This window comes from Bradyrhizobium sp. Ec3.3 (assembly GCF_000472925.1).
Lineage (GTDB): Bacteria > Pseudomonadota > Alphaproteobacteria > Rhizobiales > Xanthobacteraceae > Bradyrhizobium.
This window is the reverse complement of the sequence record NZ_KI421478.1, coordinates 90,047-108,891: the sequence shown is the minus strand read 5'-3', so window position 1 is coordinate 108,891 and position 18,845 is coordinate 90,047. Positions and strand designations below refer to the sequence as shown.

General features: G+C 65.0%; 16 protein-coding genes. 15 read left to right on the top strand and 1 reads right to left on the bottom strand.

Features of this window, described 5'->3' with window-relative positions:
- Positions 1-43 precede the first annotated feature (43 nt).
- The 7 genes from YUU_RS0147160 to trmB all read left to right on the top strand — a co-directional run bounded on the left by YUU_RS0147160 (position 44) and on the right by trmB (position 6,925).
- Positions 44-1,039, top strand: a complete 996-nt coding sequence (locus YUU_RS0147160) for a PhoH family protein (protein WP_027528338.1) — start codon at positions 44-46, stop codon at positions 1,037-1,039.
- A gap of 56 nt (positions 1,040-1,095) precedes the next feature.
- Positions 1,096-1,593, top strand: coding sequence for an rRNA maturation RNase YbeY (gene ybeY / locus YUU_RS0147155; protein ID WP_027528337.1), 498 nt, complete (start codon positions 1,096-1,098; stop codon positions 1,591-1,593).
- 13 nt (positions 1,594-1,606) lie between these two features.
- Positions 1,607-2,725 carry a hemolysin family protein gene (locus tag YUU_RS0147150; protein WP_027528336.1) on the top strand — a complete coding sequence of 373 codons (1,119 nt, stop codon included), beginning with the start codon at positions 1,607-1,609 and terminating at the stop codon, positions 2,723-2,725.
- The gene (gene lnt / locus YUU_RS0147145; RefSeq protein WP_027528335.1) at positions 2,722-4,335 is read left to right on the top strand and encodes an apolipoprotein N-acyltransferase; all 1,614 of its coding nucleotides are present in this window, start codon (positions 2,722-2,724) and stop codon (positions 4,333-4,335) included. Before YUU_RS0147150 ends, lnt begins: the two co-directional genes overlap by 4 nt.
- Before the next feature lie 218 nt (positions 4,336-4,553).
- The gene (locus YUU_RS0147140) at positions 4,554-4,967 is read left to right on the top strand and encodes a helix-turn-helix domain-containing protein (protein WP_027528334.1); all 414 of its coding nucleotides are present in this window, start codon (positions 4,554-4,556) and stop codon (positions 4,965-4,967) included.
- 120 nt (positions 4,968-5,087) lie between these two features.
- On the top strand, positions 5,088-6,215 hold the full coding sequence (locus YUU_RS0147135) for a M20 family metallopeptidase (protein WP_027528333.1): 1,128 nt from the start codon (positions 5,088-5,090) through the stop codon (positions 6,213-6,215).
- Positions 6,212-6,925, top strand: coding sequence for a tRNA (guanosine(46)-N7)-methyltransferase TrmB (gene trmB, locus YUU_RS0147130; protein ID WP_027528332.1), 714 nt, complete (start codon positions 6,212-6,214; stop codon positions 6,923-6,925). The genes YUU_RS0147135 and trmB overlap by 4 nt, the downstream gene beginning before the upstream one ends.
- Positions 6,926-7,018: 93 nt before the next feature.
- Here trmB and YUU_RS0147125 read toward each other — a convergent pair whose 3' ends face one another.
- A complete protein-coding gene (locus YUU_RS0147125; protein WP_027528331.1) occupies positions 7,019-8,101 on the bottom strand; it encodes a DUF2336 domain-containing protein in 1,083 nt (360 codons plus the stop codon).
- A gap of 354 nt (positions 8,102-8,455) precedes the next feature.
- Here YUU_RS0147125 and rimP point away from each other — a divergent pair, with 354 nt between their 5' ends.
- The 8 genes from rimP to pnp all read left to right on the top strand — a co-directional run bounded on the left by rimP (position 8,456) and on the right by pnp (position 18,807).
- Entirely contained in the window at positions 8,456-9,211 is a 756-nt protein-coding gene (gene rimP / locus YUU_RS0147120; RefSeq protein ID WP_027528330.1) for a ribosome maturation factor RimP, read from the top strand.
- Between the two features lie 2 nt (positions 9,212-9,213).
- On the top strand, positions 9,214-10,824 hold the full coding sequence (nusA, locus tag YUU_RS0147115; protein ID WP_027528329.1) for a transcription termination factor NusA: 1,611 nt from the start codon (positions 9,214-9,216) through the stop codon (positions 10,822-10,824).
- Between the two features lie 24 nt (positions 10,825-10,848).
- A complete protein-coding gene (locus tag YUU_RS0147110) occupies positions 10,849-11,532 on the top strand; it encodes an RNA-binding protein (protein WP_027528328.1) in 684 nt (227 codons plus the stop codon).
- Positions 11,533-11,596: 64 nt separating this feature from the next.
- On the top strand, positions 11,597-14,278 hold the full coding sequence (infB, locus tag YUU_RS0147105; protein ID WP_027528327.1) for a translation initiation factor IF-2: 2,682 nt from the start codon (positions 11,597-11,599) through the stop codon (positions 14,276-14,278).
- 156 nt (positions 14,279-14,434) lie between these two features.
- A complete protein-coding gene (gene rbfA, locus YUU_RS0147100) occupies positions 14,435-14,878 on the top strand; it encodes a 30S ribosome-binding factor RbfA (protein WP_027528326.1) in 444 nt (147 codons plus the stop codon).
- Entirely contained in the window at positions 14,875-15,993 is a 1,119-nt protein-coding gene (truB, locus tag YUU_RS0147095) for a tRNA pseudouridine(55) synthase TruB (RefSeq protein ID WP_027528325.1), read from the top strand. The genes rbfA and truB overlap by 4 nt, the downstream gene beginning before the upstream one ends.
- Positions 15,994-15,995: 2 nt before the next feature.
- Positions 15,996-16,265 (top strand): 30S ribosomal protein S15, encoded by a 270-nt coding sequence (gene rpsO / locus YUU_RS0147090; RefSeq protein ID WP_008540131.1) that lies wholly within the window; start codon positions 15,996-15,998, stop codon positions 16,263-16,265.
- A gap of 379 nt (positions 16,266-16,644) precedes the next feature.
- A complete protein-coding gene (gene pnp / locus YUU_RS0147080; protein ID WP_027528324.1) occupies positions 16,645-18,807 on the top strand; it encodes a polyribonucleotide nucleotidyltransferase in 2,163 nt (720 codons plus the stop codon).
- The last annotated feature ends 38 nt before the right edge of the window (positions 18,808-18,845 follow it).

Genomic DNA, 18,845 nt, shown 5'->3' with positions numbered 1-18,845 from the left:
GGATTCGTCTTCGTTCGCTCCCAGCCGCAAATTTGACCGCGACATGCAAGTTCCGCCCGAAACCCAGGTCGTCATCGACTTCGACGACAACCGCGCCGCTTCCGCGCTGGTCGGCCCCTACGGGCAGAATCTGGCGCAGGTCGAGCGCCGGCTCGGCGTCGTCGTCGACTCCAAGGGCAACCACATCACCATCGGCGGCACGCGCGACGGCTGCGACGCGGCGCGGCGCGTGCTGGAGATGCTCTACGCCCAGGCGGTGAAGGGACAGGATCTCGACCAGGGCGAGGTCGAAGGCGCGATTCGTGCCGTGATCGCGCAGGGCTCGCTGTTCGAGTTCGACGCCAAGTCGGCCAAGTCGACCTTCGAAAGCATCAATTTGCGCAAGCGCCCGGTGCGCGCGCGTACCGCCGCACAGGATTCCTACATCCGCGCACTGAAACGCCATGAGCTGGTGTTCGGTATCGGCCCCGCCGGCACCGGCAAGACTTGGCTCGCGGTCGCGCACGCCGCGCAACTGTTCGAGCGCAAGGAGGTCGACAAGATCATCCTGTCGCGCCCGGCCGTGGAGGCCGGCGAGCGACTCGGCTTCCTGCCCGGCGATCTCCGCGAGAAGGTCGATCCCTATCTGCGCCCGATCTACGACGCGCTCTATGACCTGATGGACGCGCGCATCGTCGAGCGCGCGCTCCAGACCGGCGAGATCGAGATCGCGCCGCTCGCCTTCATGCGCGGCCGCACCCTGACCAATGCCGTGATCATCCTGGACGAGGCGCAGAACACCACCTCGATGCAGATGAAGATGTTCTTGACGCGTCTCGGCGAGAACAGCCGCATGATCGTGACCGGCGATCCGTCGCAGATCGACCTGCCGAACGGCCAGACCTCCGGCCTGTCGGAGGCGACCCGTCTGCTCGGCGGCGTCGAGGGCATTTCACAAGTTCATTTCACCGCCGAGGACGTGATCCGCCACGAGCTCGTGGCGCGGATCGTTGCCGCCTATGAGGGGTCGGCACAGCGGCCGGCCGCAGGCAAGCCATAGCGAGAAAAGCCGGATCGAAAGACGCAAGACAAGCGTCGTCCGCTCCGAACAACACCATGTCGCATTCCAACCTTCCCATGACCGAGGTTCTCGTCGTTGCCGATTGCTGGCAGGGCGAGCCCGATGCCGAGGCGGTGATCCAGCGCGCGATCGCCGCGGCGGCCTCTTTCGTCGACGACGACGTCACGGATGCCGAAGTGGCCGTGATGCTGACCGATGATTCCGGCATCCGCACGCTGAACAGCAACTGGCGCGGCATCGACAAGCCGACCAACGTGCTGTCCTTTCCCGCGCTCCAGCCGGAGGGCGAATGGAAGGCGGGCGATGCGCCGCGCATGCTCGGCGACATCGCGATCGCGTATGAGACGCTGCGGCGCGAGGCGGACGAGGAACAGAAGCCGTTCGACCACCATTTGAGCCATCTCGCGGTGCACGGTTTCCTGCACCTGATCGGCTACGACCACGAAAACGACGCTGACGCGGAGGAGATGGAAGCGCTCGAACAGGACGTCCTGGCCCAGCTCGGTATCCCAGACCCCTATGCAGAGCGCTGACGGATCGATTGAGATGGCGGATTCCGAACCAATCCACGACAATCCGCGAAACACCCGCAACCTGCCCGCGGTGGTGCAGCCGGGCGAGATCGCGCGTCCGACCGCCGAAGGCTGGCTGATCCGCGCGATCCGCACGCTGTTCGGCTGGAAGGCGGGATCGGTCCGCGACGATCTCCAGGTCGTGCTCGACGCCACGACGCCTGACGATGCCGGCTTCTCCGCCGTCGAGCGCACCATGCTGCGCAACATCCTCAACCTGCATGAGCGCCGTATCGCCGACGTCATGGTGCATCGCGCCGACATCATCGCGGTGAAGCGCGACATCCCGCTCGGCGAGCTGATGGACCGTTTCGAGAGCGCGGGCCATTCCCGCTTCGTTGTCTACAACGAGACGCTCGACGATCCCGTCGGCATCGTGCACATCCGCGACCTCCTGACCTTCATGACAGCCAAGGCCCGCGTCTCGGAGGCCACCAAGACCAAGCGCAAGAAGCCGCTGCCTGCCGGTCTCGATTTGCGCGCGGTCGACCTCGCGCTGCCGCTGCAGGACGCCAACATCATCCGCAAGCTCCTCTACGTGCCGCCCTCGATGCGGGCGATCGACCTGCTTGCGCAGATGCAGGCCTCGCGCATCCATCTCGCGCTCGTGGTCGACGAATATGGCGGCTCTGACGGGCTGGTCTCGCTCGAGGATATCGTCGAGCAGATCGTCGGCGAGATCGACGACGAGCACGACAGCGACGAGCCGCCGTCGATCGTGCGCCAGCTCGACAATTCCTTCATCGCCGATGCGCGCGCGAGCATCGACGACGTCCGCTCCGTGATCGGCGAGGATTTCGTCACTGGCGAGGCGGGTGAAGAGGTCGAGACGCTCGGCGGCTATCTCGTCAGCTTCGTCGGCCGCCTGCCGGTACGCGGCGAGGTGATCTCCGGCCCCGGCAATTACGAGGTCGAGGTGCTCGACGCCGACCCGCGCCGCGTCAAGCGGCTGCGCATCGCGGCCCGCAAAGAGCGTCCGGCCCCGCGCACCCAGCGCGAAAGCCGCCGCCGCGAGGCCTCACCCGATCAAGGTACGCCGCCATCCGGTGACGCGCCCAATCCGCCGCCCAGCGACGGAGCCGGCACGCAGTGACCCCGGCGCAACGACTTCGGATGGTCGCTCTTGCCATCATCCTCACCTGGGGATGGAAGCGCGCGCTCATTGCCATGGCGGCCGGCGCGCTCTCGGTGCTGGCGCTCTCACCGTTCAACGCCTGGCCGGTGCTGTTCCTGACCTTTCCGGTGCTGGTCTGGCTGATCGACGGTGCCGGCGGCGGCCGGTTCGGTGGCGTTCCAGCCGCTGCGCTGACCGGCTACTGGTTTGGGCTCGGCTATTTCGTCCCCGGCCTCTACTGGATCGGCTACGCCTTCTTCGTCGATGCCCAGACCTTTGCCTGGCTGACGCCGTTCGCGGTGCTGGGCCTGCCGGCCTATCTCGCGATCTACACGGCGATCGGCTTTGGCCTGGCACGGCTGCTCTGGACCAAGGACGGCGGGCGCATTCTCGCGCTCGCGGCTAGTCTCACCGTCGCCGAATGGTTGCGCGGCCATGCCCTGACCGGCTTTCCCTGGAATGCCTTCGGCTATGCGTTGTCCGAGCCGCTGCCGCTGGCACAGACCGCGTCCCTGATCGGCCTGTGGGGCATGACGTTCCTGACGGTCGCGATCTTCGCCAGTCCCGCGGTGCTGATCGACCGCACCGCGGATCGGAAAATGCCGTGGCGCGTGCCGGTCGCAGCGATCGCATTGCTGATCGTCATGGGCATCTTCGGCGCGATCCGCCTGTCGCTGCATCCAACGACGATGGTGGCGGGCGCAAAGCTCCGCCTGATGCAGCCGAATCTCCAGCAGGACGCCAAGTTCAACTACTCCGCCAAGGCGGAGGTGATGAAGAAGTACCTCGCTTTGTCGGACCGCGCCTCCGGACCCCAGTCGACCGGCGTACGCGATGCCACCATCCTGATCTGGCCTGAATCCGCCTTTCCGTTCTTCCTGACCCGCGAAGCCGACGCGATGGCGCAAATCGCGGACCTCCTGCCGAAGGGAACGGTGCTGATCACGGGGTCGGTCCGTGCGCCCGATCTGCCGCCCGGCACGCGAATCACGCGCGCCTATAACTCGATCTACGTGATCGACCACGACGGCAGCGTGCTTTCCGTCTACGACAAGCTGCACCTGGTACCGTTCGGAGAATTTCTTCCCTATCAGGATCTGATGGAGAAGCTCGGCTTCGAGCAACTGACCCGGGTTCAGGGCGGCTTCATTCCCGGCACCCTGCGGCACGCGCTGCCGGTGCCGAGCGCGCCGTCCGCGCTACCGCTCATTTGCTACGAGGCCATCTTTCCCGGTGACGTTGCGGGACGCGAAGAACGCCCGGGCTGGATCGTCAACCTGACCAATGACGGCTGGTTCGGAATTTCCACTGGCCCGCACCAGCACATGGAGCAGGCGCGGATGCGCGCCATCGAGCTCGGATTGCCGCTGGTCCGCTCGGCAAATACAGGGATTTCGGCGGTCGTCGATCCCGTCGGCCGGGTCGTCGCCAGTCTTGGCCTCGGCATCGAAGGCGTGCTGGATTCGGGCCTGCCCACTGCGATCCCGCCGACCGTGTATGCCAGGGTCGGCGACATTCCGGCCGCGATCCTCGTCGCGCTCGCCGTCATTCTTGCAGTGCGCAAGCGCGTTGCCAGACGGCTTCCCTGATCGCCGGCGGCGCTGCCGGTAAACTTTTGACAACCGTAATCCACCGGTTGACAGAGCGGCGGCGCGCTCCGCATTCTGCCCTTGCTGCACCAAGACAGTGGGGCGTTGCTAAATTTCTCCGCAATGTTTCCCAAAAATCCCAAGAGAGGTTTTGGCGACGTTATCACCTGACGCATACTCCCCTGTTGCGCTAAAGGTGTCTGAGGAGGGCAGAGGAGATGTCGAAAGCGCCCAACCCTGTTGACAAATATGTCGGCAGCCGCGTGCGCATGCGCCGCATCATGTTGGGCATGAGCCAGGAGAAACTTGGCGAAGCGCTTGGCCTGACGTTCCAGCAGATCCAGAAATACGAGAAGGGCACCAACCGGGTCGGCGCGAGTCGCATTCAGCAGATCGCGGAAATCCTCCAGGTGCCGGTGTCGTTCCTGTTCGAGGGCGGACCGAGCGGCACGCCGGGCCCCGAAGGCTTCAGCGAGGGCGCCTCGCCCTCCTACGTCTCCGACTTCCTCGCCACGTCCGAAGGGCTGGCGCTGACGAAAGCCTTCACCCGGATCACCGATTCCAAGCTGCGCCGCTCGATCGTCGATCTCGTCGAGCAGATTGCCGCCCGCGAAGGCCCCGACAACCGCTGACGCGCCCTGCATTCGGGCCATGAGGCTGCGCCAAATCTGGCCTATGTCGTGATGTGCGGTCCGCGTATAAGGCGCGCGACCTTCCACGACATTCCTCACCCCGAGGCTTTAGGCGACGACATGTCCAGCTCAAATCCGTTCGACACTGCGACCATCCTCGAGGGCATTCGCCACTGGGTGGAGATCGAGACGCCGACGGAGGCGCCTAAGCAGGTCAACAAGCTGATGTCTGTCGTCACAGAGCAGCATCGCGACCTGCCCGTCACGACCGAACGCGTCGCGGGCATCAATGGCTGCGGTGATCATCTCGTGGTGCGTTCGGCATGGGGACAGGACAGACCCGGCATTCTCGTGCTCAGCCATCTCGATACAGTACACCCGATGGGCTTCATCGAGCGCCTGCCCTTCAAGGTCGAGGGCGACAGCGCCTTCGGCCCCGGCATCTACGACATGAAGGGCGGCGCCTATATCGCCCATCACGCATTCCGCAACCTGTGCGCCACGTCCGACCGCTCGCCGCTCGGTATCACCCACATATTCACCTCGGACGAGGAGATCGGCAGCCCGACTTCGCGCGCGCTGATCGAAGCGGAAGGACGCAAGGCCAAATATGTGCTGGTGACGGAGCCGGCGCGCGACGGCGGCAAGATCGTCACGGGCCGCAAGGGCGTCGGGCGATTCGAAATCTTCATCAAGGGCGTGCCCGCGCATGCGGGCTCGCGGCCCGAGGATGGCCGCAGCGCCATCCGCGAGCTCGCCCACATCATCCACGCACTTGAGGGGATGAACGATCTCGAGCGTGGCGTCACCGTCAATGTCGGCGTGGTGCGCGGTGGCACGCGACCCAACGTCACGCCGGAAGAAGCCCATGCCGAGGTCGACCTGCGCGTGCTCAGCAATGCCGACGCCGAAGAATTCGTCGGAAAGATTCTTGGGCTGACATCGAAGACCGAAGGCGTCACCGTCAAGGTGACGGGCAACCTCAACCGGCCGCCCTACGAAAAGAGCAATTCCGGCGCCTCGCTCTATGAGCACGCGAAAACGCTGGCGGGCGAGCTCGGCTTCGACCTGATCGACACCCACACCGGCGGCGGATCGGACGGCAATTTCACCGCGGCCCATACCGCGACGCTCGACGGGCTCGGCGTCGACGGCAAGGGCGCACACACCCATTATGAGCAGCTCTACGTCTCCTCGCTCGAGCCGCGCGCGCGGCTGCTCTATCGCCTGTACCAGACGCTGCGATGAGCGAGCGCAGATCGGATCCGGCTCGCGCTGACGACGGCGAACGCGCGTTCTTCGGCCGCCGCAAGGGGCACAAGCTCCGCCAGCACCAGGCCGACCTCGTTGCGCATCTGCTGCCGCATCTCACGCTCGACATCACGCAAGGCGCGCCTGCGAATGCGCGCGAGATCTTCGATCCCGCCGCGCAAGCGCTGCGGCTCGAGATCGGCTTCGGCGGCGGCGAGCATCTGGCGGCGGAGGCGCAAGACTTTCCGGCCACCGGCTTCATCGGCTGCGAGCCCTATGTCAACGGCATGGCAAAGATCCTCGCGCAGATCGAGGCGCGCAATATCGGCAATATCCGCTTGTTCGCGGGCGATGCCGCCGAGCTGCTGGCCTGGCTGCCGAACTCTTCGCTGTCGCGGATCGACCTGATCCATCCCGATCCCTGGCCGAAGCGGCGGCACTGGAAGCGACGCTTCGTCCAGGACAAGACCATTGCCGCGATGGCGCGCGTGCTTAGAAGCAGCGGCGAATTCCGCTTCGTCTGCGACATCGACGATTACTGCGCCTGGACGCTGTCGCATCTCGCGCGCTCGCCGGATTTCGTCTGGCTCGCCGAGCGCGCCGACGATTTTCGGCAGCCCTGGGACGGCTACACCATGACGCGCTATGGCAGAAAAGCCGAGCGCGAGGGCCGCAAGGCGGCGTATTTGCGATTCAAACGACTATAGTTGTCATTCCGGGGCGATGCGCAGCATCGAACCCGGAATCTCGGGATTCCGGGTTCGCGCTTCGCGCGCCCCGGAATGACAGAAGAATTGACCTCAGATCGTCTGGCGGCTGCGCCAGAAATTCACGACGCGCTCGGCGGTCGACGGCATCAGCTTGGTGAAGTTCATTCGCGCCGCTTCGATATCGGCATCTGCGGGCGCGCGCTGCGGGCCGTACCACAACAGGATCAGGGCGCGCACGGTCGGCCAGCCGAAATTCAGAACCCGGCCCAGGATCAGGATCGGATCGTAACGGTCGCCGGCGATCAGCCGGTCGAGCACGGAGAGCCTGACGCCGGACATCGCGGACAGCGCAGCGATGGATTCCTCATATTTGTGGGCCTTAGCGAAGCCGAGCAGCGCGCTTTCGCCGAGGTGACCTTCGCGATGCAGGCCGAGCACGGTGCGCTGTGCCGCCGCATAATCGCGCCGCGGACCTGGCGGCAGCGAGGCCTCCTCGAGCTCGTTCATCGCGCGCCTGATCTCGGCCTGGCGCGCAGGCTTGACCACGCTCGACAGACGACGGCGGATGACGTCGAGCGTTCCGCCCAGGAGGTCCCTGAGCTGGTCGCCGGAGAGATCGTCGCGCTGGCCGATCTTGAGCGTCAGCACGCCGTCCTGTGCCGCACGCTTGATCAGCTCCGAATAGCCTCCTGCCGAGAACATCGCACCGGCATTGCCGACGGCACGCCGCACCACGTCGCGATCGCCGCGCTCGACCAGCACATCGGTGATGTCGGCGGACAGGACGGGTCGCTCGGTCATGGCAAGAAGGTGGCCCTGACCTTTCAGGCGCGCAATCTCCAGCAGCGCGGCTTCGTCGAGCACCGGCGAGCGGCGCAGCACGGGGCCCGCCACCTGAATTTCGTTTTCGCGCGCGAGCTGACCGACGAGATGGCGCGGCGCGTTTGCCACGCGCGAAAACCGTTCGGCAAGATCGATGCGCGCCGTCAGGTCGGCATGCGGAACGAGGTCGATCAGGAGATTGTCGAAGAGATCGACGAGATCAGGTCTGAGCTTGGCGGCGTCCTGGAAGAACAGGTCAGCGACGGCGCGCGCGATGTCGCTGCGACGCCGGGGGTCGCCACGCCTGACGATCTCGTCCAGTCCGGGAATGAGCGACGTGGCAACGGTCATGAAACGCAAACTCGCATTGGGCACGCCGGGAGTACACGAGAAGCCTTAAAATGCGCCGCCAGCAGGCAATTTAGGCCATCCTTGGTGAAGGAACGGTTAGGCCATGGGCCGCACAAAAAGCCGCTCCTGGGGCGGCCGGGCCTTGTCGAGAGGGGCGAAAAGCGCTATATCCGCGGCAACTTATCTTCTCATACGATCGGTATTGAGAGTGGGCCCGGAAGGACCCGCTCTTTTTTGTTACCTGCATCGACGACGAGATCGGGCGACCACGTCTGCGAGGGCCGACCGACCCCACGAGTTCCCTAAAGCAGCTTAAAGCAAGCGTTAACCACTAGAAGCGTCTTGACCCCTGATATGATCGAACCCAGCGCTGGTTCCACAGATACCGAGCTATTGGCCGAGCCGCGGCTCGTGGTCGAGCCGGGCGTGGCCGCGCGGGTCTCGGCGATCGCGGGCCCCGTGCTGCAAGGCATGGGCTATCGCCTGGTGCGGATCCGCATCTCCGGGGAAGCCGGCTGCACGGTCCAGGTCATGGCGGAGCGGCCGGACGGCTCAATGCAGATCGAGGATTGCGAGGCGATCTCGCGGGCGCTGTCGCCGGTGCTCGACGTCGCCGATCCCATCGACCGCGCCTATCGGCTGGAGATATCCTCGCCGGGGATCGACCGGCCGCTGGTGCGCCGCTCCGATTTCGAGCGCCATCTGGGTCACCTCGTGAAGATCGAGATGGCCGTCGCCCATGACGGGCGAAAGCGCTTCCGCGGCACCATTGCCGGCATCGAAGGCGACCGCGTTCGCATCACGCGCGACGACGTCAAGGCCGGCGAGGACACCGACGTTCTCCTGGTGATGGAGGATATCGGCGAGGCGCGACTGGTCCTGACCGACGAGCTGATCGCGGAGTCCATGCGCCGGGGCAAGGCGCAGGAACGCGAGATGCGCCGCAATCTCGGCCTGGAGCCGCCGCAACCGGCGCACGCCAAGATCAGCGAAAAGACGACCAAGAACACCAAGCCGAAAAAGAACCCGGCACCGAAGAACACCAAGCAACATCGCCTGGCCGCCGAACGGGCGCGGCGCGGCGAAATCGAGCCTGACGAAGGAGACTAACCATGGCAGTCAGCGCCAATCGACTTGAATTGCTGCAGATCGCCGACGCCGTTGCGCGCGAGAAATCGATCGACCGCGGTATCGTCATTGCCGCGATGGAGGACGCCATCGCGAAGGCGGCGCGCGCCCGTTACGGCAGCGAGACCGACGTTCACGCCGAGATCGACCCCAAGAAGGGCGAGCTCCGGCTGTCGCGCCACATGCTGGTCGTCGACAAGGTTGAAAATCATTCCAACCAGATTTCACTGGTCGACGCGCAGCGCGCCAATCCCGGCGCCCAGGTCGGCGACACCATTGCCGATACGCTGCCGCCGCTGGAATATGGCCGCATCGCCGCGCAGTCCGCCAAGCAGGTCATCGTGCAGAAGGTGCGCGAGGCCGAGCGCGACCGGCAGTACCAGGAATTCAAGGACCGCATCGGCGACATCGTCAACGGTGTCGTCAAGCGTGTCGAATATGGCAGCGTGATCGTCGATCTCGGCCGTGGCGAAGCCATCATCCGCCGCGACGAGATGCTGCCGCGCGAGGTGTTCCGCAACGGCGATCGCGTCCGCGCCTATATCTTCGACGTGCGCCGCGAGACCCGCGGCCCGCAGATCTTCCTCTCCCGCACCCATCCGCAGTTCATGGCGAAGCTGTTCGCGCAGGAAGTGCCGGAAATCTATGACGGCATCGTCGAGATCAAGGCGGTGGCCCGCGATCCCGGCTCGCGCGCGAAAATCGGCGTAATTTCCCGCGATTCCTCGGTCGATCCGGTCGGCGCCTGCGTCGGTATGCGCGGCTCTCGCGTGCAGGCGGTGGTGAACGAATTGCAGGGCGAGAAGATCGACATCATCCCCTGGTCGCCGGATATCGCGACCTTCGTGGTCAACGCGCTGGCGCCGGCCGAAGTGTCCAAGGTCGTCATCGACGAGGACCGCGAGCGCATCGAGGTCGTGGTGCCCGACACCAACAACCAGCTGTCGCTGGCGATCGGCCGCCGCGGCCAGAACGTCCGCCTCGCCTCGCAGCTTACCGGCTGGGACATCGACATCCTGACCGAGCAGGAGGAATCGGAGCGCCGCCAGGCCGATTTCGAGAACTCCACCCGCGTCTTCATGGAATCGCTCAATGTCGACGAGGTGGTCGGTCAATTGCTGGCGTCCGAAGGCTTCACCTCGGTCGAGGAACTGGCGATGGTCGACGTCAAGGAACTCGCCGGCATCGAAGGTTTCGACGAGGAGACCGCGCAGGAGCTGCAGAACCGCGCGCGCGAATATCTGGAGCAGCAGGAAGCCGAGCTCGAGGCCAAGCGCAAGGAACTCGGCGTCGAGGATGCCGTCAAGGACGTGCCCGGCGTCACCTCGAAGATGCTGGTGAAGTTCGGCGAGAACGACATCAAGACTGTCGACGACCTCGCCGGCTGCGCCACCGACGACCTGGTCGGCTGGACCGAGCGCAAGGAAGGCGGCGAGCAGACCAAGTTCAAGGGCGCGCTCGACGGCATCGACATCTCCCGCGACGATGCGGAGGCGATGATCATGCAGGCGCGCGTCAAGGCCGGCTGGATCACCGAGGCCGACCTCGCCAAGCCCGCTGAAGACGCCGAGGCGTCCGAACAGCAGCCGGCTTAAGGGCGATCAGGAGATGTCGCCCGGATGCTTGCTAGCACTGACCCCGAACTCGACCATGGACCGCGGACCGAAAGGTCCGCGACCATGCGCATGTGCGTGGTCAGCCGAAAGGTCCGGCCGATCGACGAGCTGATCCGCTTCGTCGTTTCACCCCAGGGCGATATTGTTCCCGACCTCAAGCGCAAGCTCCCTGGCCGGGGCATGTGGATATCGGCCTCGCGACAGGCGGTTGCGGAAGCCGTCCGCCGTAACCATTTCAGCAAGGCCTTCAGGCGCAATTTGCGCGTCCCGCCGACGCTTCCCTCTGACACGGAAACGCTGCTGGTTCGGAGTGTGACCGAGGCGCTGGCGATTGCCACCAAGGCGGGCCAGGTCCTGGCCGGTTTCGGCAAAGTCGAGACCGCCCTGAAAGAGGGAGCGGTTGCAGTCCTGATCCACGCCAGTGACGGAGCTCAGGACGGAATCCGCAAATTGGACGCGATGGTGCGGCAAAACGAGCGGAATCGCGACGAGAAGACGCAAATTCCGGTCGTCACCGCATTGAAATCGGCAGAATTGGATTTGGCACTAGGCAGGTCAAATGTGATACATGCTGCGCTGCTCGCGGGCCCGGCGAGCAGGACATTCCTGTCACGTAGCCAGATGCTGGTCCGATACCGGATGGCGGACGATGACGAGACTGCCGAAAAGCGCGGCCAGGATTTCTGAAGACAAACGACGACCGGTATGACGGTGCGGCAACGCACAACGACAACAAGATTAGGACTGCTGAATGGTTGATACCAAGACCCCTGGCGACAAGAAGCTGAGCGTTCCGAGCAAGACGCTGACGCTCAAGCCGCGCGTCGAAACGGGCACCGTGCGCCAGAGCTTCAGCCATGGCCGCAGCAAGCAGGTTGTGGTCGAGAAGCGCGGCAAGCGCCGGATCGGGGACACCGAGCCGCACACCCCTGAGGTTGCGAAGCCGGCGCCGGCCGCCCCCGCTCCTGCGGCGCGCCCGGCTCCGCCGCCCGCCGCGCCGCGCAACGCCAATTCCGGCGTGGTGCTGCGCACGCTGACCGAGGACGAACGTTCCGCCCGCGCCAGCGCGCTGGCCGATGCCAAGCTGCGCGAGGTCGAGGAACGCCGCCAGGCCGAGGAAGAGGCCCAGCGCCGCGCCATCCGCGAAACCGCCGAGCGCGCTGAGCGCGAGGCCGCTGAAGCCCGCCGCAAGGCCGAGGACGAACGTCATCGCCACGAAGACGAAGCCAAGCGGAAGGCCGAGATCGAGGCCAAGAAGCGTTTTGGCGAAGGCGAGCAGCCGCAATCTGCGGCGCGCACCGCGACGGCAGCACCGGTGGCTCCTGCGCCGCGGCCCGGGACGACCAGTGCGCGGCCGACGGCCTCCGCGGCCCGGCCCGCAACGACCACGCAGCGGCCGGCCGGCCCGGCGGGTCGCGCCCCCGCAGTCGCCGCCGGACCGGACGAGGACGAGGGTCCGCGCCAGATCCGCCGCGGTCCCGGCGGCGTCGCGCGTCCGGCGGCAGCCCCCAAGACCACCCACAAGCCCGGCCCGCAGAAGGAGCGCGGCCGCCTGACGGTCGTCACCGCGCTCAATGCCGACGAAGTGCGCGAGCGCTCGATCGCCTCGTTCCGCCGACGCACCCAGCGCCTGAAGGGCCATGCCTCGAACGAACCGAAGGAAAAGCTGATCCGCGAGGTGACGATCCCGGAAGCGATCACCATCCAGGAACTCGCCAACCGCATGTCCGAGCGCGCGGTCGACGTCATCCGCATGCTGATGAAGCAGGGCGCGATGCACAAGATCACCGACGTGATCGACGCCGACACTGCGCAGCTCATCGCTGAAGAACTGGGTCACACCGTCAAGCGCGTCGCCGCGTCGGACGTTGAGGAAGGCCTGTTCGACGCCGTCGACGATTCCACCGACACCGAAACGCGGTCGCCCGTCGTGACCGTGATGGGCCACGTCGACCACGGCAAGACCTCGCTGCTCGACGCGCTCCGTCATGCCAATGTGGTCTCGGGCGAAGCCGGCGGTATCACCCAGCATATCGGCGCCTATCAGGTCCTGTCGCCTGAGAGCGGCAAGAAGATCACCTTCATCGACACGCCCGGCCACGCCGCGTTCACCGCCATGCGCGCTCGCGGCGCCAAGGTCACCGACATCGTCGTGCTGGTGGTCGCGGCCGACGACGGCGTGATGCCGCAGACGGTCGAGGCCATCAACCACGCCAAGGCGGCGCGCGTGCCGATCATCGTGGCGATCAACAAGATCGACAAGCCCGACGCAAAGCCCGAGCGCGTGCGCACCGAGCTGCTCCAGCATGAGGTGCAGGTCGAATCGTTCGGCGGCGAAGTCGTCGACGTCGAGGTCTCCGCCAAGAACAAGACCAATCTCGACAAGCTGCTCGAGATGATCGCGCTGCAGGCCGAAATCCTCGACCTGAAGACCAATTCGCAGCGTCCGGCCGAGGGCACCGTGATCGAGGCCAAGCTCGACCGCGGCCGTGGTCCCGTCGCGACCGTGCTGGTCCAGCGCGGCACGCTCCGTGTCGGCGACATCATCGTCGCAGGCGCCGAGATGGGCCGTGTCCGTGCGTTGATCTCCGATCAGGGCGACACGGTGCAGGAGGCAGGTCCGTCGGTGCCGGTCGAAGTGCTCGGCTTCAACGGTCCGCCGGAGGCCGGCGACCGTCTCGCGGTCGTCGAGAACGAAGCCCGCGCCCGGCAGGTCACCAGCTACCGCGCGCACCAGAAGCGCGAGAACGCGGCAGCCTCGATCTCCGGCATGCGTGGCTCGCTCGAGCAGATGATGTCGCAGTTGAAGACCGCGGGCCGCAAGGAATTCCCGCTGATCGTCAAGGCCGACGTCCAGGGCTCGCTGGAAGCGATCCTCGGCTCGCTCGAGAAGCTCGGCACCGACGAAGTCGCAGCCCGCATCCTGCATGCCGGTGTCGGCGGCATCTCGGAATCCGACGTGACGCTCGCTGAAGGCTTCAACGCAGCGATCATCGGCTTCTCGGTTCGCGCCAACAAGGAGGCGGCCGCGGCCGCCAAGCGCAACGGCATCGAGATCCGCTACTACAACATCATCTACGACCTCGTGGATGACGTGAAGAAGGCGATGAGCGGTCTGCTCGCGCCGACCCTGCGCGAAACCATGCTGGGCAATGCCGAGATCCTGGAGATCTTCAACATCTCCAAGGTCGGCAAGGTCGCCGGCTGCCGCGTCACCGACGGTACCGTGGAACGCGGCGCCAATGTGCGCCTGATCCGCGACAACGTCGTCGTGCACGAAGGCAAGCTGTCGACGCTGAAGCGCTTCAAGGACGAAGTGAAGGAAGTGCAGGCCGGCCAGGAATGCGGCATGGCCTTCGAGAGCTACCACGACATGCGCGTGGGCGACGTGATCGAGTGTTATCGAGTGGAGACGATCCAGCGCTCCCTGTAAGTCCAAATCTTACCGAAGCGCCTGGATCTTTTTGAACTGAAATTGCGAGAGCGCGATGGCCGGATTCATTCCGGCCATCGACGTCTCATTCGTTCAACATGACAATGACAATGCCCGTGTCCCATCACAGGCATGATGAGGTGATTTTTCAGAGAAATGCCCCGCCACCATCAGAAAAAGAGCTCCGCGCCCGGCGGCTCGCAGCGACAGTTGCGCGTCGGCGAGCAGGTTCGCCATGCGATGGCCGATATTCTGGCGCAAGGCAATGTGCATGATGCGGACCTCGAAGGCCACATCATCACCGTGCCGGAGGTACGGATGTCGCCGGATTTGAAGCTCGCGACCATCTACGTGATGCCGCTCGGCGGCCGCGACACCGAACGCGTGATTGCAGCGCTCGATCGCAACAAGAAATTCCTGCGCGGCGAAGTCGCGCGGCGCGTTAACCTGAAATTTGCACCTGACATTCGCTTCCGCGTCGACGAGCGATTCGACGAAGCGGAACGGATCGAGAAATTATTGCGAACGCCTGCGGTGCAAAAAGACTTGGACAAGGATCTGGAACAGTATCCGGATTCGGATCGGGAAGAAGAACAATGATGACGGACCCGGCTCACGGTGCAATCGGCACCGAAGACGCTGATTCGCGCGACGTGCAAAAAAATAATTTTGCCGAGATGCGCGGCGACGCCACGCCGCATGCGCAGGAGCGCCGCGTCAACAATGATCCGCGCGCCAAGCAGCAGAAGAGCAATCAGCCGCGCCGCGACCGGCGCGATGTGCACGGCTGGGTCGTGCTCGACAAGCCGATCGGAATGACCTCGACGCAGGCGGTTGCGGTGGTGAAGCGCCTGTTCCAGGCCAAGCGCGCCGGCCACGCCGGCACCCTCGATCCGCTCGCCTCCGGCGGCCTGCCGATCGCGCTCGGGGAAGCCACCAAGACCGTCCCCTTCGTGATGGACGGCCGCAAGCGCTACCGCTTCACCGTCTGCTGGGGCGAGGAGCGCGATACCGATGATATCGAGGGCCGGGCGACCGCGACCTCCGACCAGCGCCCGACCCGGGAGGCCATCCTGGCGCTGCTGCCCCGGTTCACCGGCGTCATCGAGCAGGTCCCGCCGCGCTATTCCGCGATCAAGGTCCAGGGCGAGCGTGCCTACGACTTGGCGCGCGACGGCGAGGTCGTGGAACTGGCCCCCCGCCCGGTTGAGATTCACCATTTATCCCTTGTGGATCAACCAGATAGCGATCGAGCGGTATTCGAAGCCGAATGCGGCAAGGGGACCTATGTCCGCGCGTTGGCCCGCGATATGGGCCGGATTCTTGGCACTTTCGGCCATATCTGCGCGCTGCGGCGGACCCTGGTCGGTCCATTTGGCGAGAACGACATGATTCCGCTGGATCAGTTGGAGGCTTTGTGCCATAGAGCCGCGTCCGGCGAGGGCAGCCTCGCCGACGCGCTTTTGCCCGTTGAGACCGCGCTGGACGACATCCCGGCACTGGCCGTCACTCGGGCTGATGCGGCAAGGCTCCATCGGGGCCAGGCCGTTTTATTGCGCGGACGGGATGCGCCCACTTGTAGCGGCACAGTCTATGTCACGGTGGCAGGCCGTCTTTTGGCGCTTGCTGAAGTTGGCAATGGCGAAATCATCCCCAAGCGTGTGTTCAACCTGACCGGCCTGACTGCCAGCACCGGTCGCAACGAGAGAAATTGACGATGTCGATTGCCGCAGAACGCAAAGCGGAAGTCATCAAGACGAATGCCACCAAGGCCGGCGACACCGGCTCGCCTGAGGTCCAGGTCGCGATCCTTTCGGAACGCATCAACAACCTCACGAACCATTTCAAGACCCACGTGAAGGACAACCATTCGCGCCGCGGCCTCTTGAAGCTCGTGTCGACGCGCCGTTCGCTCCTCGACTACCTCAAGAAGAAGGACGAGGCGCGGTACAAGGCGCTGCTCGAGAAGCACAACATTCGTCGTTAAGAGCTCTTGCGCGCGCCACCGGCGCGCGTTTTTGCGCGTGGTTTCGAACGAAAGCACTTTTTTCAAGGTTTTTGATCGAGGCTCACGCGCATGTCGGGTGCGGGCCAATACCGATTCGCATCCGGGGCATGATGGTCGAAGGCCGCGATTTGGCGTTCACGCTCATGCCGACTGACCTGTCCAGCAGCAATCCGGCGGCTGGGCGCAACGGGCAAGGCGCCCGTATGACCCGAAAGGATGGACGCCATCCGAAATCCAAAAACCATGGCAGGATCGCAGGACGCTGATCACCCGTTTCGATCAGCGTCCCGCAATCTTGCGCATGGTTTTTGTTTTTCGACGCGCCCCTTCTTTCGAGAACCCATGAAAGAAGACATCTATGTTCAATAAGCATTCAGTCGAGATCGACTGGGGCGGACGCCCTCTCAAGCTTGAAACCGGCAAGGTCGCGCGCCAGGCCGACGGCGCCGTCCTCGCGACCTACGGCGAGACCGTGGTGATCGCCACTGTCGTGGCCGCGAAAGCGCCGCGCGAAGGCGTCGACTTCCTGCCGCTGACGGTCGACTACCAGGAGAAGGCCTATGCCGCGGGCCGCATTCCCGGCGGCTATTTCAAGCGCGAAGGCCGTCCGACCGAGAAGGAGACGCTGGTCTCCCGCCTGATCGACCGTCCGATCCGTCCGCTGTTCGTCGACGGCTGGCGCAACGAGACGCAGGTGATCGTCACCGTGCTGTCGCACGATATGGAGAACGATCCCGATATCGTGGCGCTGGTTGCCGCATCGGCCGCGCTGACGCTGTCCGGCGCGCCCTTCAAGGGTCCGATCGGCGCCGCCCGCGTCGGCTTCGTCAATGACGAGTACGTGCTCAACCCGACCCTCGACGAGATGGTCGATACCCAGCTCGACCTCGTCGTCGCCGGCACCGCCGACGCCGTGCTGATGGTGGAATCGGAAGCCAAGGAGCTCAACGAGGACATCATGCTCGGCGCGGTGATGTTCGGTCACCGCCACTTCCAGCCGGTGATCAACGCGATCATCGAGCTCGCCGAGAAGGCCGCCAAGGAACCGCGCGAAGTCGTCGCGATCGACAATTCCGCGATCGAGAAGGAGATGCTCGGCCTGATCGAGCAGGAGCTGCGCACCGCCTACGCGATCCCGATCAAGCAGGAACGCTACGCCGCGGTCGGCGCCGCCAAGGAAAAGGTGTTGGCGCACTTCTTCCCGGAAGGGCAGGAGCCGAAATACGACAAGCTCCGTGTCGCCGCCGTGTTCAAGGAGCTGGAAGCCAAGATCGTTCGCTGGAACATCCTCGATACCGGCAAGCGCATCGACGGCCGCGACGTCAAGACGGTCCGCAACATCGTCGCGGAAGTTGGCGTGCTGCCGCGCGCCCACGGTTCGGCGCTGTTCACCCGCGGCGAGACCCAGGCGCTGGTCGTGACCACGCTCGGCACCGGTGAGGACGAGCAGTACATCGACGCGCTGTCGGGGACGTACAAGGAAACCTTCCTGCTGCACTACAACTTCCCGCCCTACTCGGTCGGCGAAACCGGGCGCCTCGGCGGCACCAAGCGTCGGGAGATCGGCCACGGCAAGCTCGCCTGGCGCGCGATCCATCCCGTGCTGCCGCCGCACCACGAATTCCCCTACACCACGCGCGTGGTGTCGGAGATCACTGAGTCCAACGGCTCGTCCTCGATGGCGTCGGTCTGCGGCGCCTCGCTCGCCCTGATGGACGCCGGCGTGCCGTTGAAGCGGCCGACCGCCGGCATCGCGATGGGCCTGATCCTCGAAGACAAGCGCTTCGCGGTTCTCTCGGACATTCTCGGTGACGAGGACCATCTCGGCGACATGGACTTCAAGGTCGCCGGCACGGAAGCGGGCATCACCTCGCTCCAGATGGACATCAAGATCGAGGGCATCACCGAGGAGATTATGCGCGTCGCCCTTGGCCAGGCCAAGGACGGCCGCGTCCACATCCTGGGCGAGATGGCGAAGGCCCTGACCGCGGCTCGCGCCGAGCTCGGCGAATACGCGCCGCGCATCGAGACCTTCAAGATCCCGACCGACAAGATCCGCGAAGTGATCGGCACCGGCGGCAAGGTGATCCGCGAGATCGTCGAGAAGACCGGCGCCAAGGTCAACATCGAGGACGACGGCACCGTGAAGGTCGCCTCCAGCGACGGCGAGGCGATGAAGGCCGCGATCAAGTGGATCAAGTCGATCGCGTCCGAGCCCGAAGTCGGCCAGATCTATGACGGCACCGTCGTCAAGGTGATGGAGTTCGGCGCCTTCGTGAACTTCTTCGGTTCCAAGGACGGCCTCGTCCACATCAGCCAGCTCGCTGCCAGCCGCGTGCAAAAGACCACCGACGTCGTCAAGGAAGGCGACAAGGTCAAGGTCAAGCTGCTCGGCTTCGACGATCGCGGCAAGACCCGCCTGTCGATGAAGGCGGTCGACCAGCAGACCGGCGAGGACCTCGAGGCCAAGCAGAAGGCTACCGAGGGCCAGCAGGCTCCGCGCGAAGCGGCCGGCGAGTAAATCTCTCGGCACTGCAAACACGAAGGGCGGCCTCTCGG